The following is an 11,589-nucleotide window of genomic DNA, read 5'->3' on the forward strand; positions in this document are numbered from 1 at the left end:
AGGACGCGCGCGACGCCTCGGACGGCAGCCGGTACGAACCGGCCGGCTACGACCCTGCGTACGACCCGTACGCGGTCCCGGCCGGCGCCTCCGCCGAGGCGGCCGGCTACACCTACCGGGACCCGGCCTACGCCACGGGCACCGGCGCCCCCGGCGAGGCGGGCTGGGACGGCGGGTCGTATCCCGCGGACCCGGGCGCGTACGCGCAGCAGCAGACCCCCGGTTACGGCGACGGCTACGGCTATGTGCCGCCCCAGCCGGACTACGACCCGTACGCGGCCGGCGGCCACGGCGCCCCGTCGTACGGCGACGACCAGACCTACAGCGACGCGCCGTACGGCGGCGGGCCGGCGTACGGCGACGGGGCCGACGCGGCGCAGCAGACGTACGACGAGCAGGGCCGGCCGGTTGACGGCGAGCGGGGCGCGTACGCCGACCCCGCCGCGTACTTCCCGGAAGGCGACCAGCGCCGCGACGGGAGCGACTACCGGTGAACCGCAACATGATCTCCCTGGGCGCCGCCGTCGCCGCCCTCGTCGTCCTGACCGGCGTCGCGTCGCTGACCGGGGGCGGCTCCGACGCCGCCCCGGCTGGCGCGGCCAAGCGGTTGCCGGTGCAGCGCAGCACCGTGCTGTGTCCCGCGCCCTCTTCGTCGGAGTTCGCGAGCACGACGTACACCTCGTTCACCCCGCAGGGCCCGGCCGGGACCGGGTCCGCGCGGTTGGTTCCGGCCGGCGCCGGGAAGGGCGAGCCGGCCGGCAACGGGAAGGGCAAGCCGGTCGCGCCGCTCAAGGCGGCCGGGAAACCGGTCACGTACGCCACGGACAAGCCGGGCGCGCCCGCGCTGATCGGCACCGCGGACGGTTCGCTGGCACCGGGCTGGACCGTGCAGCAGACCACGCTGGTGGACAGCGGCAACGGCCACGGGCTGCTCGGCACCTCGTGTGTGACCCCCGACAGCGAGTTCTGGTTCCCCGGGGCGAGCACCGGCACCGGGCGCCAGGACTACCTGCACCTGGTCAACCCGGACGAGGCGCCCGCAGTCGTGGACATCGAGCTGTACGGCAAGGACGGCCAGCTCAAGGTGTCCACCGGCGACGGCGTCACGGTGCCGGGCAGCAGCGCCGAACCGGTGCTGCTCTCCACGCTCGTCGGGGACAAGGCACCGGATCTCACCGTGCACGTCGTGGCCCGCAACGGCCGGGTCGGCGCGGCGGTCCAGGCCACCGACGCCAAGACCGGCGCGGACTGGCTGCCTCCCGCGGCCGAACCGGCCACCAGCCTGGTCCTGCCCGGTATCCCCGCCGACGCCACCGACGTGCGCCTGATCACGTACGCGACCGGCTCAGACGACGCCGACCTGACGTTCAAACTGGCCACCTCGACCGGGCCGATCACCCCGGCCGGGCACGAGACGCTGCACGTCAAGGCCGGCATGACGACCGCGGTGGACCTGGGCGACCTGACCAAGGGCGACCCGGGATCGCTGATCATCGGATCGAGCGACGCGCATACGCCGATGCCGGTGGTCGCCGCGGTGCGCGTCACCCGGGGCAGGGGCGCGAAGCGGGAGATGGCGTTCCTGCCCGCGACCGCGCGGATCGAGGAGCGGGCGACGGTCGCCGACAACCGGGTCAAGGCGTCGACACTGTCACTGACGGCCACCGGACAGGACGCACAGGTGAAGATCACCTCGTCCGAGGGCTCCTCCGGCGGCACCGCGTCGTCGGCAACGGTCACCGTCAAGGCGGGCACGACGCTGGCCGTCGCCCCACCCCGCCCGGTCGGCGGCAAGGGGATGTACGCGGTGACCGTGGAACCGGTCTCCGGCGGCCCTGTCCACGCCTCCCGGACGCTGTCGCTGCCGCAGGGCGGGGTGCCGCTCTTCACGATCCAGCCGATGCCGGACGACCGGGGTACGGTGGCGGTGCCGCAGGCGGAGGCGGATCTGCGAATCCTCAACCGGTGAGGGGGCTGTCTGCGGGCGGCCGGGGAGTTACCTGCCCCGGGCCGCCGCGGGGCGCGGCGCGGCCTCAGTCCTCGCCGTACTTCGGGTCCACGTTCTCGGGGGACAGGCCCAGCAGTTCGGCGACCTGCTCGACCACGACCTCGTGGACCAGCAGCGCGCGCTCGTCGCGGCTCTTGGCGCGGATCTCCACCGGGCGCCGGTAGACCACGATCCGGCTCGGGCGGCCCTGGCCGGCGGCGATCAGCCGGCCGAGCGGGACCGCGTCACCGTCCCTGGCCGGGCCGTCCTGCGGCCACGGCACCTCCTGGACGGCGAACTCCACGTCGGCCAGCTGCGGCCAGCGCCGTTCCAACCGGTCGGCGGCGTCACGCACCAAGTCGTCGAAGGCGTCCGCGCGGCTGACCGCGAGCGGCACCTGCGGGGGCGCGATGGGCCCGCGCATGCCGCGTCCGTGCCGGTCGCGGTGGCGCGGACGTGGGGTGGGAGGGATCGGAGGCGAGCTGTCCATCAGCGTGAGCCTAGTCCCCGGGACAGGCCGCCACAGCCGGACCGCCTCCCCTTGTCGCCGAAAGAACGAACCCGGTCCCCTTGGCCGCGCCGCCCGCCGGAGTTTGGATCGCATCAGGCCACAGAAGTGACGGATATGCGCCACCTGTCGACCGGACCCGTCGACGCAGGCGCTCGTGACCAGCTCCTTACCATCGGTAAGCCCCTGTGCGGCCCCCACCGTCCCCGCAGGTCAGCCCCGCCGGGCCGGAGCGATCGGTTCCGCCCGGCGGCGTACGACACGAGCGGGTGAGCCGGTGGAGATTCGTCGCGGCCCGCTCAAGAGTGCGGTACCGTCCAACCTCGTGAGCCCTGTACGTCGCTGTTCGCGCACCGCTTGCGGCCGTCCCGCCGTCGCGACACTGACGTACGTCTACGCGGACTCGACCGCTGTCCTCGGCCCCCTCGCCACCTACGCGGAACCGCACTGCTACGACCTGTGCTCGGAGCACTCCGAGCGCCTGACCGCCCCGCGCGGCTGGGAGGTCGTACGCCTCACGACGGACACCGGCCCGGTGCTGCCGAGCGGCGACGACCTCGAAGCACTGGCCAACGCCGTACGGGAAGCGGCCCGCCCGCAGGACCGCCGGCAGGGACGCGGCACGCGGGACATCGACCCGCTGGAGGTCGCCCGGCGCGGGCATCTGCGGGTGCTGCGGTCGCCGGAGTCGTAGGGGCGCTCGCTTTCCGCTCGGGTAGGTTGTGGAGGGCTCCCGCCACCCCGGTGCGCGGTTGCCCCGGGGCGTGCGCGATCTCGTGCACACCGGGTGTCGAACCCGTACCGATCACGTGCAGCAGAGGTGTTCAGTGGCCGACTTGTCGCAGATCGTCAAGGCCTATGACGTGCGCGGCGTAGTACCCGACCAGTGGGACGAGCCGCTCGCCGAGATCTTCGGCGCTGCGTTCGCCACGGTGACCGAGGCCGCCGCGATCGTCGTCGGCCACGACATGCGGCCCTCCTCGCCGGGCCTGACCGGCGCCTTCGCCCGCGGCGCCGCCTCGCGGGGCGCGGACGTCACGCTGATCGGTTTGTGCTCCACCGACGAGCTGTACTTCGCCAGCGGGCGGCTCGGTCTGCCCGGCGCGATGTTCACAGCCAGCCACAACCCGGCGCGGTACAACGGCATCAAGATGTGCCGCGCGGGCGCCGCCCCCATCGGCCAGGACACCGGCCTCGCCGACATCCGCGCGCTGGCCGAGAAGTGGTCGGAGACCGCGATCCCCGACTCGGGCGCCGCCCCGGGCACGATCGGCGAGCGGGACGTGCTCGGCGACTATGCCGGCTACCTGCGGTCCCTGGTCGACCTGACCGCCATCCGGCGGCTGAAGGTGGTCGTGGACGCGGGCAACGGGATGGGCGGGCACACCGTGCCCACCGTTCTGGACGGCCTCCCGGTCGACCTGGTGCCGATGTACTTCGAACTGGACGGCACCTTCCCCCACCACGAGGCCAACCCCCTCGACCCGAAGAACCTGGTGGACCTCCAGGCGAAGGTCCGCGAGACCGGCGCCGACATCGGCCTGGCCTTCGACGGCGACGCCGACCGCTGTTTCGCGGTGGACGAGCGCGGCGAACCCGTCTCCCCCTCCGCGGTCACCGGGCTGGTCGCCGCCCGCGAACTGGCCGAACACCCGGGCGCGGTGATCATCCACAACCTGATCACGTCGTGGTCGGTGCCCGAGGTCGTCGCCGAACACGGCGGCACCGCGGTGCGAACCCGGGTCGGCCACTCCTTCATCAAGCAGGAGATGGCCGCCTCCGGTGCGGTCTTCGGCGGCGAGCACTCCGCGCACTACTACTTCCGCGACTTCTGGAACGCCGACACCGGCATGCTGGCGGCCCTGCACCTGCTGGCCGCGCTCGGCACTCAGGACGGGCCGCTGTCCGCGCTGGTGGGCGGCTACGACCGGTACGCAGCCTCCGGCGAGATCAACAGCACCGTCGCCGACCAGGCGGAACGTGTCGCCGCGGTCCGGGCGGCCTTCGCCGGGCGGGAGGGCGTCGGCTTCGACGAGCTCGACGGGCTCACCGTCACCGCTGCCGACTGGTGGTTCAACCTGCGCGCCTCCAACACCGAGCCGTTGCTGCGGCTGAACGTCGAGGCGCGCGACCAGGCCACCGTCACCCGGCTCCGGGACGAGGTGCTGGGGATCGTGCGGGGCTGAGGCACGGCGATAGGCTGAGGGCACGCGGAGCCGAGCCACTGGTTCAGCCGGGCCGCTCACCGCACGCCCTGTCCGCTCACCGGCGGCTCCCGGCTCCCGGCCGCCACACCGTACCCGTCCCGGAGGTCACCGCCCATGCCGCTCGTCGAACCCACTCTGCTGGAGATCCTCGCCTGCCCGGCTTGCCACACACCGCTGCGCGAGGACGCCGACGCGAACGAACTGGTGTGCACCTCCGACACCTGTGGCCTCGCCTACCCGGTACGCGACGAGATCCCCGTCCTCCTTGTCGACGAGGCCCGCCGCCCCTGAGCCCGGTCCCTCCCCGGACGGTCGGCCAACCGACCGGCCATCGGTCACCGGCGCCGCCCCCGGCCCGCACGTCCACGAGACCTGACCACGACGACTGACCGCCCGCCTGAGCACCACCAGGCCGCATCCGACCGGGAGGTCGTGTTGTTCGACGAGTCGCTGCTGGAGGACCCCGACGCGCTCGCCCGCGCCGACAGGCAGGGTCTGCTGCGCGAGGTCGCCGCCGCCGGGGCCCGGGTACGCACCGCGTTGCGGCTCGCCGAGGAGGCCGGGGTCACCGGACTGCGCCCGGACGGCCGCCCCCGCGCCGTACTGGTCGCGGGCAGCGGTACGGAGGCCGCGGCCGTCGCCGACCTGCTGGCCGCCCTGGGCGCCGGCGGCTGCCCGGTCGAACTCCTCCACCCCGCCGGGCCCACCCCGCAGCAGTCCCGCTGGTCCCTGCCCGGCTGGTCGGGCCCTCTGGACCTGCTCCTCCTGCTCAGCCGGGACGGCACCGAACAGGGCCTCAACGACCTGGTCGAACAGGCCTACCGCCGCGGCTGCACCGCCGTCGCCGTGACCCCGGCCAAGACACCACTGGCCGAAGCCGTCGAGCAGGTACGCGGCATGGCCCTGCCCTTCGCCGCTCCCAACGGCCTCAACGGGACCAACGGCATCGGCCTCACGGCCGAGGCACCCGCCGCCGATCCCGGCGCCTTCTGGGCCCTGCTCACCCCCCTCCTCGCTCTCGGTGACCGCCTCGGCCTGCTCAGTGCGCCCGCCGACGCGCTGCAGGGCGTCGCCGACACCCTCGACGACGTCGCCGCCCGCTGCGGGCCCGCCATCGCCACCTACACCAACCCGGCCAAGACGCTCGCCGCCGAACTCGACGGCTCCCTGCCCCTGCTGTGGAGCCAGGGCCGGATCGCCGCGGCCGGTGCCCGCCGCTTCGCGACCGTCCTCGCCACCCGCGTCGGGCGTCCCGCGCTCACCGCCGAACTGCCCGCCGCGCTCATCGCCCACGGCCCCCTCCAGGCCGGCTCCCAAGCCCTGGCCTCAGACCCGGAAGACTTCTTCCGCGACCGAGTCGAGGACGAACAGGCGATGCGGCTGCGCATCGTGCTCTTCCAGGAGGCCCCTGACCAGCCGGGCTCGGCCGCACCCGCCGCCCGCGAACAGGCCTACGCCCACGACACGCCGCTCAGCGAGATCTCAGCTGCCGCCGGCACCCCGCTCACCACCGCCGCCGAACTCCTCGCCCTCACCGATTTCGCAGCCGCTTACCTGGCCGTCGCCTCAACCGAGAGACCATGACCGGCATGAACCGCCTCCTGAACACCGTCCGCCCTTACGCCTGGGGCTCGACCACCGCCCTTCCCGAACTCCTCGGCACCCTGCCGACCGGCGAACCCCAGGCCGAACTCTGGATGGGCGCCCACCCCGGCGCACCCTCCCATATCGACCGAGGCGCGGGCCCCGTCGCCCTCGACGCCGTCATCGACGCCGACCCCGCCGCCGAGCTCGGCGAGGCCGCCGTCAAGCGCTTCGGTCCCCGGCTCCCCTTCCTCCTCAAGGTGCTCGCCGCCGGCGCACCCCTGTCCGTACAGGTCCACCCCGACCTCGCCCAGGCCCGGGCGGGCTTCGCCGACGAAGAGGCCCGCGGCATCCCGCTGGACGCCCCGCACCGCAATTACAAGGACGCCAACCACAAGCCCGAGATGATCGTGGCCCTGTCCCCGTTCGACGGCCTGTGCGGCTTCCGCCGGCCCACCGAGGCCGCCGGGCTCCTCGACGCACTCGGCGTCGGCGCCCTCGCCCCGTACGCCGACATCCTCCGCGCCCACCCCGAGGACCGGGCCCTGCGCGAGGTCCTCGCCGCCGTGCTCAGCGCGGACCCCGAGGCGATGGCCGAGACCGTCTACGCTGCCACCGAAGCCGCCGCCCGCCTCGCCGCGACCCCCGACACTCCGTACGCCGCCGACTACGCCGCCTACGCCAAGGCCGCCCACAGCTTCCCCGGCGACCGCGGCGTCATCGCCGCGATGCTCCTCAACTACGTACGGCTCCAGCCCGGCGAGGCCCTCTACCTCGGCGCCGGGGTGCCCCATGCCTACCTCGACGGCCTCGGCGTCGAGATCATGGCCAACTCCGACAACGTCCTGCGCTGCGGCCTCACCCCCAAACACATCGACGTACCCGAACTCCTGCGTATCGTCCGCTTCGAGGCCGGCGACCCCGGAGTGCTCCGCCCCGAGGCCACTTCCGGCGGTGAGGAGCTGTACGCCGCCCCCATCGACGAGTTCCGCCTCTCCCGCTATGTCCTCGCCGCCGGCTCCGGCCCCCGCACCCTCGACCAGGACACCCCGCAGATCCTGCTCTGCACCAGTGGCGAGGCCCACCTCCGCCCGGCGGGCGCCGACGAATCCGGAGCGGCCGACCTCACCCTGGCCCGCGGCGAGTCCGCGTACATCCCGGCCGGCGAACGCACCCAACTCTCCGGCGACGGCACGGTCTTCCGGGCCACCGTGGCGGCCTGACACACACCCCCGTTCGGGACGGCTGCAAGAATGTCCGTCCGCAATGCCCGTGAGCGTGGCACCAGCCGGGTCGGCCGCGCCGAAGGAAGGGACATCCAGCACCTATGAGCGCGTCAGGCGGAACCAGGGCGATCATCGCGGCGCTGAGCGCCAACCTCGCCATCGCCGCGTCCAAGTTCGTGGCCTTCGCGTTCAGCGGCTCCTCGTCGATGCTCGCCGAGGGCGTCCACTCCCTCGCGGACTCCGGCAACCAGGCACTGCTCCTCGTCGGCGGTAAGAAGGCCAAGCGGGCCGCCACCGACGAACACCCCTTCGGCTACGGCAGGGAACGGTACATCTACGCCTTCCTCGTCTCGATCGTCCTGTTCTCCGTCGGCGGCATGTTCGCTCTCTACGAGGGTTACGAGAAGATCCGCCACCCGCACGCCATCGACCACTGGTACTGGCCCGTCGGCGTCCTCGTCTTCGCCATCGTCGCCGAAGGCTTCTCCTTCCGTACCGCCATCAAGGAGTCCAACCACAGCCGCGGTTCGCTGTCGTGGACCGAGTTCGTCCGCCGGGCCAAGGCGCCCGAACTCCCCGTCGTCCTGCTGGAGGACCTGGGCGCGCTCATCGGCCTCATCCTCGCCCTGGCCGGTGTCAGTGTCGCCCTGGCCACCGACAACGGCGTCTGGGACGGCATCGGCACCCTGTGCATCGGCACCCTCCTGATCATCATTGCCCTCGTCCTGGCCGCCGAGACCAAGTCGCTGCTGATCGGCGAGGGCGCGGGACCCGAATCCCTCGCCCGGATCCGGGCCGCCATCGTCGACGGCTCCACCGTCACCGACGTCATCCACATGCGCACCCTCCACCTCGGCCCCGAGGAACTCCTGGTCGCGGCCAAGGTCGCCGTCCAGCACGACGACACCGCAACCGAGGTCGCCCGCGCCATCGACGCCGCCGAGCAACGCGTCCGGGCCGCAGAACCCTTCGCCCGCGTCATCTACCTCGAACCCGACATCTACAGCGAGGCCGCCGCCGCGGCGGGCCCCGACCCCGCCCAGACCCCCGGCGGTCGCTGACCGCGGCGCACCGAGTCCGAGAGACGCACTGGGGTTGATCCGCCGCCCGGTGTAGATTCGTCTTTAGCCAGACGTCGCTGCTGATGGCGGTCGGGCGGTCGCCCCACGGTGACCGACCGAGGGAGAGAGGGCCTCCGACGGATTGCGCTGCCGCAAGGGGACGGGTGTGTCCGCACGACGTCACACCCCAAGCCGTCCCCCGGCCGCGCTGTATCCCTGTCCACCTCGACCTCAATCGCGAGGAGCAGCACGCATGACCACTACCGCCACCGACTTCAAGGTCGCGGACCTTTCCCTTGCCGCGTTCGGCCGCAAGGAGATCAGCCTCGCCGAGCACGAGATGCCCGGTCTGATGTCCCTCCGCAAGGAGTACGGCGCCAGCCAGCCCTTGGCCGGCGCCCGGGTCACCGGCTCCCTGCACATGACCGTGCAGACCGCCGTCCTCATCGAGACCCTGGTCGCCCTCGGCGCACAGGTCCGCTGGGCCTCCTGCAACATCTTCTCCACCCAGGACCACGCCGCCGCAGCCGTCGCCGTCGGCCCCGACGGCACCCCGGAAGACCCCAGGGGCATCCCCGTCTTCGCCTGGAAGGGTGAAACGCTCGAAGAGTACTGGTGGTGCACGGAACAGGCCCTGACCTGGCCGAACACCCCCACCGGCGGCCCCAACATGATCCTGGACGACGGCGGCGACGCGACCCTCCTGGTCCACAAGGGCGTCGAGTTCGAGAAGGCCGGAGCTGTACCGGACCCGTCCACTGCCGACAGCGAGGAATACGGCCACATCCTCCGGCTGCTCGGGCGGGCCCTCGGCGAGAGCCCGCAGAAGTGGACCCAGCTCTCCTCCGAGATCCGCGGCGTCACCGAGGAGACCACCACCGGCGTCCACCGCCTCTACGAGATGCAGCAGGAAGGCACCCTGCTGTTCCCTGCGATCAACGTCAACGACGCGGTGACCAAGTCGAAGTTCGACAACAAGTACGGCTGCCGGCACTCCCTCATCGACGGCATCAACCGGGCCACCGACGTTCTGATCGGCGGCAAGGTCGCTGTCGTCTGCGGTTACGGCGACGTGGGCAAGGGCTGCGCCGAGTCCCTGCGCGGTCAGGGCGCCCGCGTCGTCATCACCGAGATCGACCCGATCTGCGCGCTGCAGGCCGCGATGGACGGCTACCAGGTCGTCACCCTCGACGACGTCGTGGAGACCGCAGACATCTTCGTCACCTGCACCGGAAACCGCGACATCATCATGGCCTCCGACATGGCCCGGATGAAGCACCAGGCGATCGTCGGCAACATCGGCCACTTCGACAACGAGATCGACATGGCCGGCCTCGCCAAGATCCCCGGCATCGTCAAGGACGAGGTCAAGCCTCAGGTCCACACCTGGACCTTCCCCGACGGCAAGTCCCTGATCGTGCTCTCCGAGGGCCGCCTGCTCAACCTCGGCAACGCGACCGGCCACCCGTCCTTCGTGATGTCCAACTCCTTCACCGACCAGACCCTCGCCCAGATCGAACTCTTCACCAAGCCCGAGGAGTACCCGATCGGCGTCTACGTGCTCCCCAAGTACCTGGACGAGAAAGTCGCGCGTCTCCACCTGGACGCGCTGGGCGTGAAGCTCACCACGCTGCGGCCGGATCAGGCGGCGTACATCGGCGTGAAGGCGGAGGGCCCGTACAAGCCGGACCACTACCGCTACTGATCCGCGTAACACACCACCGCGCGTCGGCCCCCGTCTCGCTCGCGAGGCGGGGGCCTCGCCGAACCCTGGAACCACACGATGCCCCGCGGTCGCTACTCGTTCCACGACACCCATGACCACACCCCCCTCGGTACCGAACACTTCCACTGCGCCACCGGCCCCTCCGGCTGGCGCTACACCGCTCAGAACACCACCCCCAGTGGCGATCACGCGGGCTCGATCGACCTCACCATCGACGACCTGGGCCGTCCCATCCGCCTGGAGCTGCACGCGGCGACCTGGCAAGTGCGCGCGGCCGCCCTCGACGGCGTCACCTGGGTCCGTACCGACCCCACCGGCGAGCACGCTCAGGAAGGCAACGCCCCCGCCCACGCCTTCACCGGCGCCTCGCCCGCCTTTTTGATCGCCACCGCGCGGCTGCTCCGCCTCGAGCCAGGCTCCCCGGCCACCCGCGTACGTCTCGTCTCATTCCAGCCCCCCGTGCTCGCACCGCTCACCGTCGACCAGTCGTGGTCCTTGATCACAAGGACAGCACACTCCACGGACAGCGGATTGCTGCCTGTGGATAACTACCGGGTTGCCGACCTCGCCACCGGCGAGCAACACGACGTCCACATCGCCGGCGATGTCGTCCTCTCGGCACCAGGCATGGAGCTGGAGGACCTGGATACACCACCCTCCACGTTCCCGGACGCACACGCCTGACCGGATGTGCGTCATCCGCCGGTCGCCTGCTACTCTTCACTTCGCCCCAGGAGACCTGTTGACACAGGTCGATCGGGGAGGTAGCTTAGAACGGTTGTCACGAGCTGGACAGGTCCGGACGTGAACGACTAGCGTGGACGGCCACGTCGCATATCGAGAACACCATCGACCAAACCGAGAGAAATCTCAGGGCGGTGTTTCGTGTCTCTGAAATGCGGAGTGGTTATTCCGACCGAATAGCTTCTGCTAAGGTTGGAAACACAACGAAGGGAAAGCCCGGAGAGAAACCGGAGACGGTTACCGATGGCAGCTTCCGTTCCTTGAGAACTCAACAGCGTGCCAAAAGTCAACGCCAGATATGTTGATACCCTGTCCCGGGCCTGTGTGTCCGGGGTGAGGTTCCTTTGAAGTAAGACAGACACAGCGAGGACGCTGTGCACCCGGGGATTATTCCTCCTCGTGGTGCCGCTCTTTGTGTGTGAGCCGGATTGACCGGTGAGCATTCACGGAGAGTTTGATCCTGGCTCAGGACGAACGCTGGCGGCGTGCTTAACACATGCAAGTCGAACGGTGAAGCCTTTCGGGGTGGATCAGTGGCGAACGGGT

Annotated in this window: 10 protein-coding genes, 1 rRNA gene and 1 pseudogene; 11 read left to right on the forward strand and 1 reads right to left on the reverse strand. The window is 71.3% G+C overall.

What is annotated here, in order from left to right; all coding sequences use genetic code 11:
- Both VIW71_RS01210 and VIW71_RS01215 read left to right on the forward strand, forming a co-directional pair.
- Positions 1-494: pseudogene (locus VIW71_RS01210) on the forward strand (hypothetical protein); the annotation flags it as partial.
- Positions 491-1,969 carry a DUF5719 family protein gene (locus VIW71_RS01215; RefSeq protein WP_331619907.1) on the forward strand — a complete coding sequence of 493 codons (1,479 nt, stop codon included), beginning with the start codon at positions 491-493 and terminating at the stop codon, positions 1,967-1,969. The pseudogene VIW71_RS01210 and the gene VIW71_RS01215, both read left to right, overlap by 4 nt.
- Positions 1,970-2,033: 64 nt before the next feature.
- On the opposite strand, the gene VIW71_RS01220 is transcribed toward VIW71_RS01215, so the two are convergent.
- The gene (locus VIW71_RS01220) at positions 2,034-2,477 is read right to left on the reverse strand and encodes a metallopeptidase family protein (protein ID WP_331619908.1); all 444 of its coding nucleotides are present in this window, start codon (positions 2,475-2,477) and stop codon (positions 2,034-2,036) included.
- Positions 2,478-2,772: 295 nt separating this feature from the next.
- On the opposite strand from VIW71_RS01220, the gene VIW71_RS01225 reads away from it, so the two are divergent.
- The 9 genes from VIW71_RS01225 to VIW71_RS01265 all read left to right on the forward strand — a co-directional run.
- Positions 2,773-3,189, forward strand: coding sequence for a DUF3499 domain-containing protein (locus VIW71_RS01225; protein WP_331619909.1), 417 nt, complete (start codon positions 2,773-2,775; stop codon positions 3,187-3,189).
- A gap of 133 nt (positions 3,190-3,322) precedes the next feature.
- Complete coding sequence (locus VIW71_RS01230; RefSeq protein ID WP_331619910.1) at positions 3,323-4,681, forward strand: phosphomannomutase/phosphoglucomutase; 1,359 nt, start codon at positions 3,323-3,325, stop codon at positions 4,679-4,681.
- A gap of 135 nt (positions 4,682-4,816) precedes the next feature.
- On the forward strand, positions 4,817-4,993 hold the full coding sequence (locus tag VIW71_RS01235) for a Trm112 family protein (protein WP_331619912.1): 177 nt from the start codon (positions 4,817-4,819) through the stop codon (positions 4,991-4,993).
- 144 nt (positions 4,994-5,137) lie between these two features.
- Positions 5,138-6,286, forward strand: a complete 1,149-nt coding sequence (locus VIW71_RS01240; RefSeq protein ID WP_331619913.1) for an SIS domain-containing protein — start codon at positions 5,138-5,140, stop codon at positions 6,284-6,286.
- Positions 6,287-6,291: 5 nt separating this feature from the next.
- Entirely contained in the window at positions 6,292-7,509 is a 1,218-nt protein-coding gene (manA, locus tag VIW71_RS01245) for a mannose-6-phosphate isomerase, class I (RefSeq protein WP_331619914.1), read from the forward strand.
- 104 nt (positions 7,510-7,613) lie between these two features.
- Positions 7,614-8,573 (forward strand): cation diffusion facilitator family transporter, encoded by a 960-nt coding sequence (locus tag VIW71_RS01250; protein ID WP_331619915.1) that lies wholly within the window; start codon positions 7,614-7,616, stop codon positions 8,571-8,573.
- Between the two features lie 253 nt (positions 8,574-8,826).
- Positions 8,827-10,278 carry an adenosylhomocysteinase gene (ahcY, locus tag VIW71_RS01255; RefSeq protein WP_331619917.1) on the forward strand — a complete coding sequence of 484 codons (1,452 nt, stop codon included), beginning with the start codon at positions 8,827-8,829 and terminating at the stop codon, positions 10,276-10,278.
- Positions 10,279-10,356: 78 nt separating this feature from the next.
- Positions 10,357-10,983 carry a hypothetical protein gene (locus VIW71_RS01260; RefSeq protein WP_331619918.1) on the forward strand — a complete coding sequence of 209 codons (627 nt, stop codon included), beginning with the start codon at positions 10,357-10,359 and terminating at the stop codon, positions 10,981-10,983.
- A gap of 502 nt (positions 10,984-11,485) precedes the next feature.
- A 16S ribosomal RNA gene (locus VIW71_RS01265) occupies positions 11,486-11,589 on the forward strand; the annotation flags it as partial.

The sequence above is a fragment of the Streptomyces sp. genome (genome assembly GCF_036524955.1).
GTDB lineage: Bacteria > Actinomycetota > Actinomycetes > Streptomycetales > Streptomycetaceae > Actinacidiphila.

Excerpts from the sequence above, each read along its gene's own strand:
- ahcY (WP_331619917.1), top strand. The coding sequence starts at position 8,827 with ATGACCACTACCGCCACCGACTTCAAGGTCGCGGACCTTTCCCTTGCC.
- VIW71_RS01220 (WP_331619908.1), bottom strand. The coding sequence starts at position 2,477 with ATGGACAGCTCGCCTCCGATCCCTCCCACCCCACGTCCGCGCCACCGC.
- VIW71_RS01250 (WP_331619915.1), top strand. The coding sequence starts at position 7,614 with ATGAGCGCGTCAGGCGGAACCAGGGCGATCATCGCGGCGCTGAGCGCC.
- VIW71_RS01260 (WP_331619918.1), top strand. The coding sequence starts at position 10,357 with ATGCCCCGCGGTCGCTACTCGTTCCACGACACCCATGACCACACCCCC.
- VIW71_RS01235 (WP_331619912.1), top strand. The coding sequence starts at position 4,817 with ATGCCGCTCGTCGAACCCACTCTGCTGGAGATCCTCGCCTGCCCGGCT.
- manA (WP_331619914.1), top strand. The coding sequence starts at position 6,292 with ATGAACCGCCTCCTGAACACCGTCCGCCCTTACGCCTGGGGCTCGACC.